At 60.2% G+C, this 17,788-nt stretch carries 14 protein-coding genes; 11 read left to right on the top strand and 3 right to left on the bottom strand.

The features are described 5' to 3' along the window. Positions 1–90: 90 nt before the first annotated feature. The 9 genes from AOA59_RS15960 (at position 91) to AOA59_RS15915 (ending at position 14,053) form a co-directional block, all read left to right on the top strand. Positions 91–579, top strand: coding sequence for a type VI secretion system tube protein Hcp (locus AOA59_RS15960; RefSeq protein WP_005792512.1), 489 nt, complete (start codon positions 91–93; stop codon positions 577–579). Positions 580–657: 78 nt separating this feature from the next. Next, positions 658–1,173, top strand: a complete 516-nt coding sequence (tssE, locus tag AOA59_RS15955) for a type VI secretion system baseplate subunit TssE (RefSeq protein ID WP_005792513.1) — start codon at positions 658–660, stop codon at positions 1,171–1,173. Next, entirely contained in the window at positions 1,170–3,029 is a 1,860-nt protein-coding gene (gene tssF / locus AOA59_RS15950; RefSeq protein ID WP_099488262.1) for a type VI secretion system baseplate subunit TssF, read from the top strand. The genes tssE and tssF overlap by 4 nt, the downstream gene beginning before the upstream one ends. Then, the gene (tssG, locus tag AOA59_RS15945; protein WP_099488261.1) at positions 2,993–4,036 is read left to right on the top strand and encodes a type VI secretion system baseplate subunit TssG; all 1,044 of its coding nucleotides are present in this window, start codon (positions 2,993–2,995) and stop codon (positions 4,034–4,036) included. Before tssF ends, tssG begins: the two co-directional genes overlap by 37 nt. Next, entirely contained in the window at positions 4,029–6,686 is a 2,658-nt protein-coding gene (tssH, locus tag AOA59_RS15940) for a type VI secretion system ATPase TssH (RefSeq protein WP_099488259.1), read from the top strand. Before tssG ends, tssH begins: the two co-directional genes overlap by 8 nt. A gap of 189 nt (positions 6,687–6,875) precedes the next feature. Further along, positions 6,876–8,822 (top strand): type VI secretion system Vgr family protein, encoded by a 1,947-nt coding sequence (locus AOA59_RS15930; protein ID WP_099488255.1) that lies wholly within the window; start codon positions 6,876–6,878, stop codon positions 8,820–8,822. A gap of 15 nt (positions 8,823–8,837) precedes the next feature. Further along, entirely contained in the window at positions 8,838–9,272 is a 435-nt protein-coding gene (locus tag AOA59_RS15925; RefSeq protein ID WP_056860866.1) for a DcrB-related protein, read from the top strand. 14 nt (positions 9,273–9,286) lie between these two features. Further along, positions 9,287–13,717 (top strand): RHS repeat-associated core domain-containing protein, encoded by a 4,431-nt coding sequence (locus AOA59_RS15920; RefSeq protein ID WP_256593059.1) that lies wholly within the window; start codon positions 9,287–9,289, stop codon positions 13,715–13,717. 12 nt (positions 13,718–13,729) lie between these two features. Continuing rightward, positions 13,730–14,053 (top strand): 3-hydroxydecyl-ACP dehydratase, encoded by a 324-nt coding sequence (locus AOA59_RS15915; protein ID WP_164488407.1) that lies wholly within the window; start codon positions 13,730–13,732, stop codon positions 14,051–14,053. A gap of 174 nt (positions 14,054–14,227) precedes the next feature. Here the strand turns inward: AOA59_RS15915 and AOA59_RS15910 are convergent, their stop codons facing one another. The 3 genes from AOA59_RS15910 to AOA59_RS15900 all read right to left on the bottom strand — a co-directional run bounded on the left by AOA59_RS15910 (position 14,228) and on the right by AOA59_RS15900 (position 16,047). Next, on the bottom strand, positions 14,228–14,503 hold the full coding sequence (locus tag AOA59_RS15910) for an HU family DNA-binding protein (RefSeq protein ID WP_003213368.1): 276 nt from the start codon (positions 14,501–14,503) through the stop codon (positions 14,228–14,230). A 191-nt stretch (positions 14,504–14,694) separates the two neighbouring features. After that, the gene (locus tag AOA59_RS15905; protein WP_099488253.1) at positions 14,695–15,843 is read right to left on the bottom strand and encodes an NAD(P)/FAD-dependent oxidoreductase; all 1,149 of its coding nucleotides are present in this window, start codon (positions 15,841–15,843) and stop codon (positions 14,695–14,697) included. Between the two features lie 36 nt (positions 15,844–15,879). Further along, the gene (locus AOA59_RS15900) at positions 15,880–16,047 is read right to left on the bottom strand and encodes a rubredoxin (protein WP_003213373.1); all 168 of its coding nucleotides are present in this window, start codon (positions 16,045–16,047) and stop codon (positions 15,880–15,882) included. Between the two features lie 195 nt (positions 16,048–16,242). Here AOA59_RS15900 and AOA59_RS15895 point away from each other — a divergent pair, with 195 nt between their 5' ends. Both AOA59_RS15895 and ubiA read left to right on the top strand, forming a co-directional pair. Continuing rightward, on the top strand, positions 16,243–16,806 hold the full coding sequence (locus AOA59_RS15895; RefSeq protein ID WP_056860873.1) for a chorismate lyase: 564 nt from the start codon (positions 16,243–16,245) through the stop codon (positions 16,804–16,806). After that, positions 16,806–17,696 carry a 4-hydroxybenzoate octaprenyltransferase gene (gene ubiA, locus AOA59_RS15890; RefSeq protein ID WP_099488251.1) on the top strand — a complete coding sequence of 297 codons (891 nt, stop codon included), beginning with the start codon at positions 16,806–16,808 and terminating at the stop codon, positions 17,694–17,696. Before AOA59_RS15895 ends, ubiA begins: the two co-directional genes overlap by 1 nt. Positions 17,697–17,788: the final 92 nt, after the last annotated feature.

Genomic DNA, 17,788 nt, shown 5'->3' with positions numbered 1-17,788 from the left:
TGCAATCGCAGGCAAGCCAGCTCCCACAGAACAGCATTGCCCCTTTGGGCATCACCAAATTCAGTGGCCCGTGCCACACAGGGAGAAAACATGGCTGTTGATATTTTCATCAAAATCGGCGACATCAAGGGCGAGTCCATGGACAAGGCCCACAAGGACGAAATCGACGTGCTGAACTGGAGCTGGGGCATGGCCCAGTCCGGCAACATGCATGTGGGCGGTGGCGGCGGCGCGGGCAAGGTGAATATCCAGGACCTGTCGCTGACCAAGTACGTCGACAAGGCTTCACCTAACCTGATGATGCACTGCGCCAGCGGCAAGCACATCGACAAGGTCAAGCTGACCGTGCGCAAGGCCGGTGGCGAAAGCCAGGTCGAGTACATGGTGATCAACCTGGAAGAAGTGCTGGTCACGTCCCTGAGCACCGGCGGCTCGGGCACCGATGATCGCCTGACCGAAAACGTCACCCTGAACTTCGCTCAAGTGATGGTCGACTACCAGCCGCAGAAAGCCGACGGCACCAAAGACGGCGGCGCAATCAAGTTTGGCTGGAACATCCGTTCCAACACCAAGCGCTGATAGCCCTGGCGGCCGCAGCACCTCGCTGCGGCCCCTGGCACCTTGTCCCTCTCTTAGCCCGTCCGTGGAGCTGCTTTGGTGGTAACTGAAATCGCTTCCCGCGACCGTCTGCAACCGTCCCTGCTGGACCGGCTGACCGACGACGACCCGACCAACCCCAAGGAAAGCGCCGATAAACGCGTGCTGTCCCTGACCCAATTGAAAGCCTCGGTGCTGCGCGACCTGGCGTGGCTGCTTAATACCACGTCGCTCCTCGACGCCGATGCCACGTTGCACACCCCGGCTGGCACATCGGTGGTCAATTACGGCCTGCCGGCGCTGGCGGGCAATAGTGTTTCCAGTGTGGATATCAAAGCCCTGGAAGCCCTGATCTATCAGGCGATTGCCACCTTTGAACCCCGAATTCTGCGCCACACGTTGCGCGTCAAAGCCCGCGTGGGCCATGGCGAGATGAACCACAACGCATTGAGTTTCGAGATCGAAGGCGACCTGTGGGCGCAGCCGGTGCCGTTGCGCCTGCTGCTGCAAACCGACCTGGACCTGGAATCCGGGCATGTGCGTGTCGTCAATGCCGACCAACGGAGGCGCCCATGAACCCGCGCCTGCTGGAGTTGTACAACCAGGAACTGCACCACGTGCGCGAAAGCGCCGCCGAGTTCGCCAAGGAATACCCGAAGATCGCCAGTCGGCTGACGTTGTCCGGCATGGACTGCGCCGACCCGTACGTCGAACGCTTGCTCGAAGGCTTTGCCTACCTCACGGCCCGGGTGCAGCTCAAGCTCGACGCCGAGTACCCGACCTTCACCCATAACCTGCTGGAAATCGCCTACCCGCACTACCTCGCGCCCACGCCGTCGATGACCGTGGTGCAATTGCAGACCGACCCCGACGAAGGCTCGCTGGCCAGTGGTTTCCCGCTGCCACGCGACACCGTGTTGCGCGCAGCACTGGGCCGCGAAACCCAGACTTGCTGCGAGTACCGCACCGCGCACCCGGTGACGCTGTGGCCGTTGCAGGTCAGTGGCGCCGAGTACTTCGGCAACCCCGCTGCCGTACTGGGTCGCCTGGCGGCCAGCGAACCCAAGGCCAAAGCCGGCCTGCGCCTGACTCTGCGCACCGGCGCCGAATTACCCTTCAACAGCCTCGACCTCGATAGCCTGCCGCTGTACCTCAGTGGCGCCGATGAGCAGCCGTTCCGCCTTTACGAACAACTGCTGGGCAATGCGTGCGCGGTGTTCGCCCGCAAACCCGGTGGCGATTGGGTCGAGCGCCTGCCGCCAGACGCGCTGCGCTCCCGGGGTTTTGACGACGCCGATGCGGCCATGCCGGTGGTGGCGCGGGCGTTTCAGGGCTACCGGCTATTGCAGGAATACTTCGCCCTGCCCCACCGTTTCCTGTTCGTCGAATTTGCGCAGCTGAGCCGTGCGGTCAAACGCTGCGACGGCCAGGAGCTGGAGCTGATCGTGCTGTTCGACCGTCACGAGCCGAGCCTGGAAGGCAGTGTCGGCGCCGCGCAGTTCCTGCCGTTCTGCACCCCGGCGATCAACTTGTTTCCCAAACGCGTCGACCGTATCCACCTGTCGGACCGTGTTAACGAACACCATGTGATCGCCGATCGCACGCGGCCGATGGATTTCGAGATTCACTCACTGAGTGGCATCACCGGCCATGGCACTGGGCCGGAGCAGCCGTTCCTGCCGTTCTATGCGGTGCGCGATCCGTCCCGCTACGGCCGCGATCAGGCTTACTACACGCTGCGCCGCGAGCCACGCGTGTTGTCCAGTGACCAACGCCGTAACGGCCCGCGCTCCACCTATGTGGGCAGCGAAACCTTTGTCAGCCTGGTCGACAGTCAGCAAGCGCCCTACCGCCATGACCTGCGCCAGCTCGGCGTGACCGCGCTGTGTACCAACCGCGATCTGCCGCTGTTCATGAGCGTGGGCAACGGCAAGACCGACTTCACCCTGGCCGACAGCGCGCCCGTGTTGTCTGTGCGCTGCGTCGCCGGGCCAAGTCGCCCGCGTGCCAGCCATGCCCATGACGCCAAAGCGTGGCGCCTGATCAGCCAGCTGTCGCTCAACTACCTGTCGCTGAGCGAACAAGGCCAGGGCGCCGGCGCCTTGCGTGAACTGCTGCGCCTGTACGGCGACAGCAATGACGCGGCCCTGCAATTGCAGATCGAAGGCTTGCGCGAAGTCAGCAGCAAAGCCGTGACCCGGCGCCTGCCAATGCCCGGCCCGATCGTGTTTGGGCGCGGCCTGGAAATCACCCTGGAATTCGATGAAAACGCGTTTCGCGGCACCGGCGTGTTCCTGCTCGGTGCGGTGCTGGAGCGCTTCCTGGCACGTTATGTGTCGATCAACAGCTTTACCGAGACGGTGATCCGTACCACCGAACGCGGCGAGATCATGCGATGGAAAGCCAAGCCCGGGCGACGTCCGACCCTGTGAACACACTGGATGCGATGCATCAGGAGCCCTGGGAATACGATTTCTTTCAGGCGTTGCGGCGTATCGAGTGCGAATCGCCCGAGCTGCCGCGCCTGGGCCATTCCCTGCGCCTGGCCGATGACCCACTGCGCCTCGGGCAACAAGCCGATTGCACCTTCGCACCGGCCACATTGGCCTCGGTCGACCCCGCCGGCAATGGCAAACCGGCACGGCTGGAGCAGTTCTTTTTCGGCCTCGGCGGCCCCAACGGCCCCTTGCCGCTGCATATCACCGAGTACGTGCGCGAACGCCAGCGCAACAACGCCGACAGCACCAGCAAACAGTTTTTGGATGTGTTCCACCATCGCCTGCTCAGCCTGTTTTACCGAGCCTGGGCCGAGGCACGGCCGACCGTCAGCCACGACCGCCCGGATGATGACTACTGGTCCGCACGCCTCGCGGCGCTGAGTGGTCGAGGCATGCCGAGCCTGCTGAATCAGGGGCTGATTCCGGATACCGCGAAGCTGCACTACAGCGGCCACCTGTCGGCGCAAACCCGCTACCCGGACGGTTTGAAAGCCATTCTCAGCGAGTACTTCGGCCTGCCGGTAACCATCGAAGAATACGTCGGCCAATGGCTGGAACTGCCGGAGCGCAGCCGCGTGAGTGTCAGCGCCAACCAGTTGGGCGTGGACTTTTGCCTGGGCAGCCATGTGTGGGATCTCCAGCATAAATTCCGCATCCGCTTGGGCCCGCTCAAGCTGGACGATTACATGGGCATGCTGCCCGGCAGCCAGCCGTTCAACGAGCTGGTGGCGTGGGTGGCCGAGTACCTGGGCCATGAACTGGACTGGGACTTGAACCTGGTTTTGCAACAACCTGAAGTCCCGAAGCTGCAACTCAATGGCCAATTCCGCCTGGGCTTCAACACCTGGCTCGGCCAACCCGAGCATGACGCCAACGACCTAATCCTGGCCCGGCATTACGCCGATCACGCCACCACCTCAAGGAATCCAGAGCATGGGTGAAATCAGTCGCGCCGCACTGTTCGGCAAACTCAACAGCGTGGCCTACAAGGCCATCGAAGCCGCCACCGTGTTCTGCAAATTGCGGGGCAACCCGTATGTGGAACTGGCCCACTGGTTTCACCAGATGCTGCAACTGCAGGACTCGGACCTGCACCGCATCATCCGTCAGTTCAACGTGGAGCCGGCACGCCTGGCCCGTGACCTGACCGAAGCGCTGGACCGCCTGCCGCGTGGTTCGACGTCGATCACCGACTTGTCCTCCCACGTGGAAGAAGCCGTAGAGCGCGGTTGGGTCTACGGCAGCCTGATGTTCGGCGAAAGCCAGGTGCGTACCGGCTACCTGGTGCTGGGCATTCTGAAGACACCGAGCCTGCGCCATGCGCTGCTGGGCTTGTCATCTGAGTTCGACAAGATCAAGGCCGAGGCCCTGAGCGAGCGGTTTGACGAATACGTCGGCGATTCGCCGGAGAATGCGCTGAGTGCCAGCGATGGCTTCAGTGCCGGTGCCGTACCGGGCGAAGCCAGCGGTGCCATGGCGCCAAGTGCGATGGGCAAGCAGGAAGCGCTCAAGCGCTTTACCGTCGACCTGACCGAGCAGGCGCGCAGCGGCAAACTCGACCCGATCGTGGGGCGTGATGAAGAGATCCGCCAACTGGTGGACATCCTGATGCGTCGGCGCCAGAACAACCCGATCCTCACCGGTGAAGCGGGTGTGGGCAAGACCGCCGTGGTTGAAGGGTTCGCCCTGCGCATCGTCGCCGGTGACGTGCCGCCTGCGCTCAAGGATGTGGAGCTGCGCAGCCTCGACGTCGGCCTGCTGCAAGCCGGTGCCAGCATGAAGGGCGAGTTCGAACAGCGCCTGCGCCAGGTTATCGAAGACGTGCAGGCCTCGCCCAAGCCGATCATTCTGTTTATCGACGAAGCTCACACCCTGGTAGGTGCCGGTGGCGCCGCCGGGACTGGCGATGCCGCCAACCTGCTCAAGCCTGCACTGGCCCGTGGCACCTTGCGTACCGTAGCCGCCACGACCTGGGCCGAGTACAAAAAACACATCGAGAAAGACCCGGCCCTGACTCGCCGCTTCCAAGTGGTGCAGGTAGCCGAACCGTCGGAAGACAAAGCGCTGCTGATGATGCGCGGCGTGGCCTCGACCATGGAAAAACACCATCAGGTGCAGATCCTTGATGAAGCCCTGGAAGCCTCGGTGAAACTGTCGCACCGCTACATCCCGGCACGACAGTTGCCGGACAAGTCCGTCAGTTTGCTCGATACCGCCTGTGCGCGCGTCGCCATCAGCCTGCACGCCGTGCCGGCCGAAGTGGACGACAGCCGCCGTCGCATCGAAGCGCTGGAAACCGAGCTGCAAATCATCGCCCGCGAGCATGCCATCGGCATCGCCATTGGTGCGCGTCAAACCCATAGCGAAGCCTTGCTGAGCGCCGAACGCGAACGCCTGGCGACGCTGGAAAGCCGCTGGGCCGAAGAAAAAACCCTGGTTGATGAGCTATTGGCCACTCGCGCGACCTTACGCGAAAAGGCGGGCGTGGTAGACAGCGGCAACGATGAGTTGCGCGCCCAACTGGTCGACCTGCAACAACGCCTCACTGCGCTGCAAGGCGAAACCCCGCTGATCCTGCCGACCGTGGACTACCAGGCCGTGGCCTCGGTGGTCGCCGACTGGACCGGCATCCCGGTGGGCCGCATGGCACGCAACGAGCTGGAGACGGTGCTCAACCTCGACCAGCATCTGAAAAAACGCATCATCGGCCAGGACCATGCCTTGCAGATGATCGCCAAGCGCATCCAGACCTCCCGCGCCGGGCTCGATAACCCAAGCAAACCGATAGGCGTGTTCATGCTCGCCGGCACCTCGGGTGTGGGCAAGACCGAAACCGCCCTGGCCCTGGCCGAAGCCATGTACGGCGGTGAGCAGAACGTCATCACCATCAACATGAGCGAGTTCCAGGAAGCCCACACCGTGTCCACACTCAAGGGTGCGCCGCCGGGTTATATCGGCTACGGCGAAGGCGGCGTGCTGACCGAAGCGGTACGGCGCAAACCCTACAGCGTGGTGCTGCTGGACGAGGTGGAAAAAGCCCACCCGGACGTGCACGAAATCTTCTTCCAGGTGTTCGACAAGGGCGTGATGGAGGACGGCGAAGGCCGGGTAATCGACTTCAAGAACACCCTGATCCTGCTGACCACCAACGCCGGCACTGAACTGATTTCCCAGGTGTGCAAAGACCCGGCGAACATCCCCGAGCCGGAAGAAATCGCCAAGGCCCTGCGCCAACCGCTGCTGGAGATTTTCCCGCCGGCTCTGCTGGGCCGTTTGGTGACGATTCCGTATTACCCGTTGAGCGATGAGATGCTCAAGGCGATCACCCGCCTGCAGCTCAATCGCATCAAAAAGCGCGTGGAGAACACCCACAAAGTCGCCTTCGATTACGACGACGCGGTGGTCGATTTGATCGTCTCGCGCTGCACCGAAACCGAAAGCGGCGGGCGCATGATCGACACCATCCTGACCAACAGCCTGCTGCCGGACATGAGCCGTGAATTCCTCACGCGCATGCTCCAAGGCAAGGCGCTGGCGGGTGTGCGTATCAGCAGCCGGGATAATGAATTGCACTACGACTTCAGCGATTGACCTGACGGAACGCAATTCAAATGTGGGAGTGGGCTTGTGTGGGAGCTGGCTTGCCTGCGATAGCATCACCTCAGTGCGCCTGCCACACCGAGGTGCCTGCATCGCGGGCAAGCCCGGCTCCCACACAAGCCAGCTCTCACAGTTGGATTCGGTTTCTTCAGTTTTATTTAGGTATTTACGGGACTACCGATGCTATTCAACCAAGCCTCACGCCTGGCCAAGATCACCAGCCCTCTGGGGCCGGATGTGCTGCTGCTCAATGAAATGGGCGGCGGCGAAGAGCTGGGCAGGTTGTTCAACTATGAGCTGCGACTGACCTCGCTGGACGCCAACATCGACCTTAACCAGTTGCTGGGCAAGCCGATGAGTGTCGGCGTGCAGTTGGCGGACGGTGGCGAGCGGCACTTCCACGGCATCGTCGCGCGTTGCAGCCAGAATATCGACCAGGGCCAGTTCGCCAGTTATCAGGTGACCCTGCGCCCTTGGTTCTGGCTGCTCAGCCGCACCTCGGACTGCCGGATTTTTCAGAACCTGAGCATCCCGCAGATCATCAAGCAGGTGTTCCGCGACCTGGGTTTTTCCGACTTCGAGGACGCGCTGAGCCGCCCGTATCGCGAGTGGGAATATTGCGTGCAGTATCGCGAGACCAGCTTCGATTTCGTCAGCCGCCTGATGGAGCAGGAAGGTATTTACTACTTCTTCCGCCATGAGCAGGACCGTCATGTGCTGGTGCTGGCCGATGCTTATGGCGCCCACACCACGGTGCCGGGCTACGCATCGATCCCGTACTACCCCAAGGACGAGCAGCAGCGCGAACGCGACCATATGCACAACTGGCACCTGGCGCAGGAAGTGCAGCCTGGGTCGCTTGAGCTTAACGACTACGACTTCCAGCGCCCGAGCGCCAGCATCGACGTACGCTCGGCCATGCCGCGCCCGCACACCGCCGGCGACTACCCGCTGTACGACTACCCCGGCACCTACGTGCAAAGCGCCGACGGCGAACACTACGCGCGCACCCGCATTGAAGCCCTGCAAACCCTGCATGAGCAGATCGAGTTCAGCGGTAATGCGCGGGGCTTGGGCTCGGGCCATTTGTTCAGCCTCACCGGCTTCAGCCGCCAGGACCAGAACCGCGAATACCTGATCGTCGGCTGCCGCTATGCCATCGTCCAGGAAAGCCTGGAAACCGGCGGCGGCTCAGGGTCGGCGCAGTTCGAAAGCAGCCTCACCTGTATTGACGCCCAGCAAAGCTTCCGACCGTTGGCCAGCACCTATCGGCCCATCGTCAAAGGCCCGCAGACTGCGCTGGTGGTCGGCCCCAAAGGCGAAGAAATCTGGACCGACCAGTACGGCCGCGTGAAGGTGCACTTCTACTGGGACCGTCACGACCAGTCCAACGAAAACAGCTCGTGCTGGATTCGTGTGTCGCAGTCCTGGGCCGGTAAAAACTGGGGTTCGATGCAAATCCCACGGATCGGCCAGGAAGTGATTGTGAGCTTTCTGGAAGGCGACCCGGACCGGCCGATCATCACCGGCCGCGTCTACAACGCCGAGCAGACCGTGCCTTACGACCTGCCGGAAAACGCCACCCAGAGCGGCATGAAAAGCCGTTCCAGCAAAGGCGGCACGCCGGCCAACTTCAATGAAATCCGCATGGAGGACAAGAAGGGGCTGGAGCAGTTGTATATCCACGCCGAGCGCAATCAGGACATCGTGGTGGAAGTGGATGAAAGCCACTCGGTGGGGCATGACCGTAACAAGAGCATTGGGCATAACGAGACGGTGACGATTGGTAATAACCGCCTGCGAGTTGTGCGAAACAACGACACCGTTCTAGTGGGTGGGGCCAAGTCTGACAGCGCTGCTACGAATTACACCATTGAGGCAGGTGAGAGTATTCGCCTGGTGTGCGGTGACAGTGTTATCGAGCTTAAGGCAGGCGGAGACATCAACCTCACCTGTGGCTCGTTCAATCTGTTTTCCACCGGCAGTAGCAAGATCCAGACAAAGGGCAAGCTGGATATCAACCTGGGCAGTGACAAGGGCACCTTGCCTGGCGCACAGGGCAAGCAAGGCACGATCAAATCCGCCGTCGAATCAAAATTTCCCGGCAAGCCCGGCGCTGGTCAATAACGAGATTTCTTCACCATGAATTACCTGATCAACGAAGCCCAGTTCACCCTGCCCGATGCTGAGGTACAGGACACTTCGATCAACATTCTCAAGTTCGCCAAGTTAGGCACCACGCTGGTGGTCAGCCGCAGCCCGCTGGCCGACGGCGAGAGCCTGCAAAGCAATTTCGAAGGCCAATTGAAGAAGCTCGAACAGCAAGTCAAAGACCTTCGTTATTCGCCGGCGCAAGCTGTCAAGGTCGGGCCGGCGCAGGATATCGATGCCTTTGAGGTACAAAACCGCTTTAACAAAGGCAGCGACAATATTTACCAATATCAGCTGGCGATGCAGATACCCGGCACACGCCAACTGATCGCCCTGAGTTACGTCAAGACCCAGCCTCTGGGCCCTGCCGAAGCGGCGCACTGGGCAACGCTGAAAAACACACTCAACTTTCTCGCCACACCCTGAGTTGAGCCTGAGCCATGAGTGAAGACCTCTGGGCCGCACGGCAAGGTGACGCGCTGCTGCACACCTCGGTGATGGCCGATATTCTCGGCGGTGTTCTGGAAGTAGCCGCCTATGCGGCGATCACTACCGTGGGCTGCCTGGCCGTTGCGGGGGCGGTGTTCCTGGCGACCGGTGCAACCATCGCCACAGGTGGCGTGGCCTTGGTGCTGGTGGTGGGGGCGGTCGTCGGGATCACCGCAGGGCTCACGGGGGCTGATCTGAAGATATCCAGTTGGTGCGAGTCCGCCGCCAACTGGGTGTTTCCGCCGGTGATCGATGCCTTCATCACCAGCGGCTCGGACGACGTCTTCATCAATGGCAAAAAGGCCGCCCGGGCCGCTGGCAAGATGCTGGCTGTGCCGGTCGCGCCCAGCGAACCGCCGCAGCCCAGTTTCCTGGACATGGCCGGCGAGTTTTTCTCGCAGATGTGGCGCCCGACCGTGGCCTCCCCCGCGGCCGGCACAGTGCCTTGCCTGCTGGATACCGTCGGGTGTACCAAACACCCACCCATGCCCCTGCAATTTATTGCCGAAGGCTCCAGTTCGGTGTTCATCAATGGGCAGCCTGCGGCGCGCAGCGGTGATCGCAGTACCTGTGATGCCAAGATCGGCACGGCCAAGGGACTGATCTCGCCAGATGTGCGCATCGGTGGCGAGACCATCGTGGTGCAGGAAATTCGCAGCGGGAAAACACCAGGCGTAGGCCTGGCGATTGCCGTGGTGATGGCGTTGCGGGGCAATGTGAAGTGCTTTTGGACCAAGCTGCCATGCCTGGCCGGCAGTTTGCTGGTGGGGGGTGCTGTCTCTTACGCAACCAGCAAGGTCACCTCTGCGCTCAAGAGCGCCATAAATGGCTCGCCCAATCCGGTGCACAGTGCGACTGGCGCCAAGATCCTGGGTGATGAGCAGGAGCTGGATTTTGTGCTGCCAGGCTTGCTCCCCATCGATTGGCAACGCTTCTACAGCAGCCTCGACACTCGCCAGGATGGCCTCTTTGGCGCTGGCTGGAATGTTGCGTATGAGGTGTCGGTCGAGACAGACCCAGACGAAAACCTGTTCTACATCGATGAACAAGGCCGTCGCCTGGAGATCGGTTATATCCCCTTGTCCGGCGGAGCATTCGACCCGGGCGAAGGCCTTGCGGTCAGACGCAGTGGCGACGGCGCGGTATTGATCGAGAGCATCGACGGCCTGTATCGGCTGTTCGAGCCCGACCCGCTGAACAGCTCGCGGATGCGCTTGCAGCTGCTGGGTGATCGTAATGAAGGGCGGATCTTCCTCGATTACGATGCCCAGGGACGGCTGTATCGCCTGCGCGACACACATGATTTGATGCATGTGGACCTTAGTTATTCGACAGAACATCCACGGCGTGTGAGCCACATCGAACGGCGCTACCTGCGCCAGGATCATTTCGATGCGCGCAGCGACGTGCTCGTCAGTTATCGCTATGACAGCAACGGCGATCTTGCCGAGGTCCTGGACGCACAAGGCACGACCCAACGGCGCTTTGCCTACGACAGTGGCAGGCGCATGGCCGAGCACCAATTGCCGAGTGGCCTGCGCTGCTTCTACCAATGGGCTGAACTCGCAGGACCAGACGGCGCGGAGTGGCGCGTCAATCGGCACTGGACAGATGCAGGCGATGAATACACCTTCGACTACGACCTGGACGCCGGCATTACCCGTGTAACCGATGGCCTGATGCGCGTCAGCACCCGGCATTGGAACCCGCAGTATCAGATCACTCGCTACGTCGATCACCTGGGCCATACGTGGCAGTTTGAGTGGAGCGAAGATCGCCAGTTGCTCGGCGCGATTGATCCGAAAAATGGCCAGTGGCGCTTCAGTTACGATGAATCCGGCAATTTGAGTGCAGTGACCGATCCACTGGCCAGAAGCAGCGGCACACAGTGGCTGGCCCATTGGGCTTTGCCCGTGGTGGAAACCGACACCGCCGGCCACAGTTGGCATTATCGCTACGACCAGCGCGGCAACTGCATCGAAGAAATCGACCCTCTGGGCAACCGGACGCGTTACGTCTATGACGGTTTCGGTCAGCCGGTGCAGATCATCGACGCCGCAGAAAAGACCAGGAAACTGCATTGGAACGAGTGGAGCCAACTTGTCGAAGATGTGGATTGTTCCGGTTATCCCACCCGCTATGAGTACGACGCGTTCGGCAATCAAGTGAGGCAAATTAATGCCGAAGGGGAATCGCTGCACTATCGATACAGTCCTGAGGGCTTGCTTCTGGAGTGCCAACTCCCCGATGGTCGGCTCGAACAGTTTCAGCGCAGTACCGGTGGTTACCTGACCGCCTACATTGATCCCGCCGGCAACATTTCGCGATATGCCTATGACCTTCGCGGCCAAGTCATACAACGCTGGGATGCGCATAACCGTACCGTGATATTCGATCATGATGCCTACGGGCGGCTGTCGACGCTGACCAATGAAAACGGTGAAAGCTATCGTTTCGAGTGGGATGCAGCCGACCGACTGGTGCAAGAGCAAGGGATTGACAAGAGCCTGCGGCGTTATACCTACGACCCTTTGGATGACGTTATAGCCGTGGACCATCTACCCGGTATAGATGGAGAGCCGGTAGCTCCGCTTAGGCACCAATTCCAGCGGGATCCGCTCGGGCGCCTGATCAGCAAAGTCACTGCAGACGGCACCACATGTTATTGGCATGATCTGAACGATCGACTGACCGGTGCCTCCTTCACCGCCCCCGATGGTCGCCAGCAAGTACTTGGCTTGCGCTATGACGCATTGGGGCAACTGCTTGAAGAACAAACTTCCACCGGGTCTGTGCAGCATCGCTACGACGAACTTGGAAACCTGATCCAAACCGGCCTGCCCGATGGTCGGTGGCTGAATCGCTTGTATTACGGCAGCGGCCACCTGCATCAGTTGAATATCGACGGACAGGTTATCAGTGACTTTGAACGTGACCGTCTGCATCGCGAACTGCAGCGCACTCAAGGCAAACTCAAGACAAATACTGCATACGACCGTAGTGGAAGGGTGCGCTCACGACAGCGTCGCAGCATTGACCAACCGTGGCAGTTGCCTCCATCCGCTGAGAACAACTATAGCTACGACCATGGCAACAACCTGATCGGACGTCGTCGTACCGAACGCCAGCACGACCGTCAAGAGCACCTGGGATACGACAGTACCGGTCGTATCCTTGTCAGCCACCAAGGGGGACGGAGCGAAACCTATGCATACGATGCTGCAGCCAACCTACTCGACAGCCCACTCCAAGGTGGCCTGGTAAGGCATAACCGACTGCTCACTTATCAAGATAAGCGTTATCGATACGATGCGCTGGGCCGAATGATTGAAAAGCGCAGCACCGCACATGGTGTGCAGCGTTTTGTCTACGATGCCGAAAGCCGACTGGTTGAAGTGCACAATGAAAACCGCAGCGTCGTCAGGATGGCCTACGACCCGTTAGGCCGCCGTATCGAAAAAACCGAACATGCCAGCAATGGTTATTCGCTGGTCGTGACGCGCTTCACCTGGGATGGCCTGCGTCTGCTGCAGGAGCATAGACATAACCAAACCAGCCTTTACGTCTACGAGGGCGAAGACGACGGCTATCAACCGTTAGCCCGTGTCGATGGCACAGGACAACTGCAAAAAATTCGCTACTACCACAACGATCTTAATGGACTTCCGGAACAACTGACCGAGGCCGATGGGCGCAACATCTGGCAGGCGACCTATCGAGTATGGGGCAACACGCTTGAGGAGGTGCGTGAGCCCTATTACATTGAGGAGCAGAACCTGCGGTTTCAGGGGCAGTACCTGGACCGGGAGACAGGACTGCATTTCAATACATTCCGATTTTATGACCCGGATGTAGGACGATTTACAACACCGGATCCGATTGGTCTAGCGGGCGGATTTAATCTGTATGTCTACGCTCCTAACCCCTTTACCTGGATAGACCCACTCGGGCTGGCTTGTGGCCTGGCAACCCGACAGAATTCAAAAGGAAGATGGATCGATGCCAGGGGCAGATTTGCCAATAAACCCAGTGTCGCCAAGTTGCCGTCGTTTAAAGGAAAATCCGTGCGCCAAGTGGAGAAAATCCTACGCAAAAACGGCTACACCCGAACGAATCCTGCGAATACCAAAAATCAGCGCTGGGTACACCCCGATGGTTCAGAAGTCCAAATCCATGCCTACGGGAATGGCAACCCGACACCATTCAAAGGCTCGAATAACGCTCACAGCCACAAATCGGTAGGAAGACATGGAAACTCCAACACCACGGAATTAGCTAACGACGGAAAAACAGTCGTCAGTACCCACTCTGCGGAAGCGCACATCGGAATGAAAAATCCGCCAGACTACCCTACGGTATCGGGCCGACCTCACGGCAGTTAAAAGGTAATGATGATGTCAGCAGAATTCATTCTGTCCTTTGAGGACAATAATTGGTACGCGGCTCATCTCGACGAGATAACGCAGAACATCACCCGCCTTGAGACTTTTTCCGAGCTTTTTGAAGGCCGAGAGTTTCGGTTGGCAGGCACTGAACCCAGAAGCCCAAGTGATTGGAGCTACGACGTGCGTATTTTTTTAGAACAAGAGCGTATTTTCCTGGAAATCAGCGCCCATCCGAAAAGCATCGAGCATGATCTGTCTGTACTTTTTGAATGGATCAGGTCCTGTACTCGTATTTCAATAAATGATGAAGATGGCGAACCATCAAATTGGTAGGCCTGTTTACGTCGAACAAGAATAATAAAAAATAGAAAACATGGGGATGAAAAAATGGCGACGCGGAAGATGCATTGAAAGCTGTGATTACACAGCCCAACAAAAAATGGGCACCCAACCCAGTCGGCGTGCCCATTTTCTTACCCACCCGCCTCCCTTCAGACGGTCCTGCTATTACGGGTTGACGCTGTCTTTGAGCGACTTGCCCGGCTTGAATGCAACGGTGTTGCTCGCCTTGATTTTCACTGGCTCGCCGGTTTGCGGGTTTTTGCCGGTGCGGGCGCCGCGGTGGCGTTGCAGGAAGGTGCCGAAGCCCACTAGGGTGACGCTGTCTTTGCGGTGCAGGGCGCCGGTGATTTCTTCGAGAACGGCGTTGAGGACGCGGTTGGCCTGCTCTTTGGTCAGGTCTGCTTTTTCTGCAATAGCGGCTGCGAGTTCTGGTTTACGCATAAGTGAAGCCTCTTTGACGGTTTTTTGTTGTTATGTCCGTGCTGCTCTCTGGTGGAGCAGCGCCCAAGGCGCCGCAGGCTCTACTCTGCGGCAGACGGGAGTGAGGATGGCATGCCCTCGCACGCTCCGCCAGTCTCGCGGCGACCTTTCTGGGGCTAAGAAGGTGCTGATTCCGACAGAACGACCGGTATTTACGCCAGCAATGGCGGAAGTTCTTTGTTAAGGGCGAGTTTTTCCATGACGGCGCTGCCGGTCAGCGCATAACCCAGCAAGCGGCCGCTGGCATCGCGGCACAAGGCCTTGATGTCGGCGCCCTGCCCTTCGACGCTCCACACGCCTTCGGTGCCGCGTGGCGGTGGCGATACCACCAGCGGGCAGATCGGAGTTTTCACGGTGATCGGCATCGGCCCATAGCTGACGGCCGTGGCGTTGCCGGCCAAGGTTTGGGCCAGGGCGCGGGCGCAGCTCATCAATGGCATCACGTAGAGCAGGTTGAGGCCATCGACCTCGGCGCAGTCGCCCAGGGCGTAGATGTTGGCGTGGGAGGTCTTGAGGTGGCGGTCCACCATGATTCCACGGTTGATCTGCAGGCCGGCGGCAGCGGCGAGGTCTACGCGCGGGCGCAGGCCGATGGCCGAGACCACCAGGTCGCAGTGGATCACTTCACCATCGGACAGGTGCGCTTCCAGGCCATCCGCGCTGCGCTGCAAGCGATTGAGTACCGGGCCCAGGTGGAAGCGCGCGCCCAGGCCTTCCAGACCGGCCTGTACAGCGGCAGCTGCTGCCGGGTGCAGCAGGGTCGGCATGACTTGCTCGCACGGTGCAACCAAGTCGATTTCGTAGCCGCCAAGAATAAGGTCGTTGGCGAACTCGCAGCCGATCAGGCCCGCGCCGAGCAGCAGCACACGGCGCTTCCCGGCCGCGGCGGCACGAAAGCGTGCGTAATCTTCAAGATCGTTGATGGGGAAAATCAGCTCTGCCGCATCGCCCTCGACCGGCACGCGCACGGTTTCTGCGCCCCAGGCCAGGATCAGATCGCGGTAAGCCACCGCTTCCTCGCCGATCCACAGGCGTTTGTGGCCCGGATCGATGCCGCTGATGCGCGTATGGGTACGCACTTCGGCCTTGAGCTGCTCGGCCATGGCGCCCGGCTCAGCCATGCTCAGGCCATCGGCTTCCTTGTTCTTGCCAAAGCCGGTGGAGAGCATGGGCTTGGAGTAGGAGCGCCCGTCATCCGCGGTGATCAGCAGCAACGGGGTCTCGCTGTCGAGCTTGCGAAACTCCCGAGCCACGTTGTATCCGGCCAATCCTGTGCCGATGATCACGACAGGTGCGTTCATTCCTTTCTCCTTGTAGTACGTTTCTTAAACCGATGATTAGCCGATTTCGATCATTTCGAAATCCATTTTGCCTACGCCGCAGTCCGGGCACAGCCAGTCTTCCGGGACGTCCTGCCACAGGGTGCCCGGTGCGATACCGTCATCCGGCCAGCCGTCTTTTTCGTCATAGATCAAGCCACAGACTACACATTGCCACTTCTTCATTACTTGCTTCCTCAGGGTCCAGGCATCTTGGCCAACGGTCGATAGACCAACGTTGCCGTACGGCTCAGGGCGTTTTGTACTGATCGGGGCCGGCAGATGCAAGCATGTTCGGCGCAAACGGCCGGTTCAGCCCGGCAAAAGCTCAGGACGCCATGGTAAGCTCGCCGCCTCTTTTGCTGCCAAAACAGACTCACCGTGCCGCACTCAATCGCCCGTCCCGATGCTTGCCAATGGCTGACCCAGAGCCTTCTAAACCCAATGCCTGGGCCTTTGACCCTCAACTGGTTATTCGACGAAGGCTCGCTGACGCGCAGGCTCACGTGGCTGTCCAACGACGGCTTCAGCGTGACGCCACTGTTCGAAGGCTGGCAGCCACTGCGCGAGGATGAATGCGTGGCGCTGGGTATGGCCCCGGCCACGGTCGGCTGGGTACGCGAAGTGTATTTGCGCGGGCATGGCCAACCGTGGGTGTTTGCCCGCAGCGTGGCGGCCCGCAGTGCCTTGCAGGGCGATGGCTTACACATGGACGAACTGGGCAGCCGCTCGCTGGGCGAATTGCTGTTCTGCGACCATGCGTTCACCCGCCAGGCAATCGAGGTATGCCATTACCCACGGCAATGGCTGCCGACCGCAGACCAGGCCGATGGCCTGTGGGCGCGCCGCTCACGCTTTGATCGCGGGCCGCTGAGCGTGCTGGTCGCGGAGATTTTCCTGCCCAGCTTCTGGCATGCGCTGCATGACCATCCGGAGAACTGCTGATGTATCAACGTCTGCTCAAGTCCTTGAACCGCCTGAACCCCAGGGCGTGGGATTTCATTCAGTTGACTCGCATGGACAAACCCATCGGCATTTACCTGCTGTTGTGGCCGACGCTGTGGGCGCTATGGATTGCGGGCAAGGGCTCGCCGTCGTTGCTCAATATCGTGATTTTCGTGCTCGGTGTGGTGCTGACCCGTGCCGGCGGCTGTGTGATCAATGACTGGGCCGACCGCAAGGTCGACGGCCATGTGAAGCGTACCGAGCAACGGCCGCTGGTGAGCGGCAAGATCAGCGCCAAAGAGGCCTTGGTATTTTTTGCGGTGTTGATGGGTATCAGTTTTCTGCTGGTGCTGCTGACCAACGCGACCACCATCCTGCTGTCCCTGGGCGGCCTGGCGCTGGCGGCGAGCTACCCGTTCATGAAGCGCTACACCTACTACCCGCAGGTGGTGCTGGGCGCGGCGTTTTCATGGGGCATGCCGATGGCGTTCACTGCCGAGACCGGGCATTTGCCGGCCACGGCGTGGCTGCTGTACATCGCCAATTTGCTGTGGACAGTGGGTTACGACACGTATTACGCGATGACCGACCGCGATGACGACTTGAAGATCGGGGTGAAATCCACCGCTATTCTGTTCGGCGATGCGGACCGCGTGATCATTCTGACCCTGCAAGGTTTGTCACTGGTGTGCCTGCTATTGGCGGGGCAGCGGTTTGAGCTGGGTGGCTGGTTCCACTTGGGGTTGCTGGCGGCGGCGGGCTGTTTTGCCTGGGAGTTCTGGTACACCCGGGACAAGGATCGGATGAAATGCTTCAAGGCGTTTTTGCACAACCACTGGGCGGGGTTGGCGATATTTGTGGGGATTGTGGCGGATTACGGGTTTCGGTAAGTCAGTGCTGACGCCATCGCGGGCAAGCCCGCTCCCACATTTGGAACGCATTCCCCTGTGGGAGCGGGCTTGCCCGCGATGGTTTCAGCCGC

Origin of the sequence: Pseudomonas sp. 2822-15, from assembly GCF_002742515.1 — a bacterium.
In the GTDB taxonomy this organism is placed as follows: Bacteria; Pseudomonadota; Gammaproteobacteria; order Pseudomonadales; family Pseudomonadaceae; genus Aquipseudomonas; species Aquipseudomonas salomonii.
The sequence above is the reverse complement of the archived record's forward strand: the minus strand, read 5'-3'. Positions and strand labels throughout refer to the sequence as shown.

Coding starts and splice junctions, on each gene's coding strand:
- AOA59_RS15960 (WP_005792512.1), top strand. CDS start 91: ATGGCTGTTGATATTTTCATCAAAATCGGCGACATCAAGGGCGAGTCC.
- tssF (WP_099488262.1), top strand. CDS start 1,170: ATGAACCCGCGCCTGCTGGAGTTGTACAACCAGGAACTGCACCACGTG.
- tssG (WP_099488261.1), top strand. CDS start 2,993: ATGGAAAGCCAAGCCCGGGCGACGTCCGACCCTGTGAACACACTGGAT.
- tssH (WP_099488259.1), top strand. CDS start 4,029: ATGGGTGAAATCAGTCGCGCCGCACTGTTCGGCAAACTCAACAGCGTG.
- AOA59_RS15930 (WP_099488255.1), top strand. CDS start 6,876: ATGCTATTCAACCAAGCCTCACGCCTGGCCAAGATCACCAGCCCTCTG.
- AOA59_RS15925 (WP_056860866.1), top strand. CDS start 8,838: ATGAATTACCTGATCAACGAAGCCCAGTTCACCCTGCCCGATGCTGAG.
- AOA59_RS15920 (WP_256593059.1), top strand. CDS start 9,287: ATGAGTGAAGACCTCTGGGCCGCACGGCAAGGTGACGCGCTGCTGCAC.
- AOA59_RS15915 (WP_164488407.1), top strand. CDS start 13,730: ATGTCAGCAGAATTCATTCTGTCCTTTGAGGACAATAATTGGTACGCG.
- AOA59_RS15910 (WP_003213368.1), bottom strand. CDS start 14,503: ATGCGTAAACCAGAACTCGCAGCCGCTATTGCAGAAAAAGCAGACCTG.
- AOA59_RS15905 (WP_099488253.1), bottom strand. CDS start 15,843: ATGAACGCACCTGTCGTGATCATCGGCACAGGATTGGCCGGATACAAC.
- AOA59_RS15900 (WP_003213373.1), bottom strand. CDS start 16,047: ATGAAGAAGTGGCAATGTGTAGTCTGTGGCTTGATCTATGACGAAAAA.
- ubiA (WP_099488251.1), top strand. CDS start 16,806: ATGTATCAACGTCTGCTCAAGTCCTTGAACCGCCTGAACCCCAGGGCG.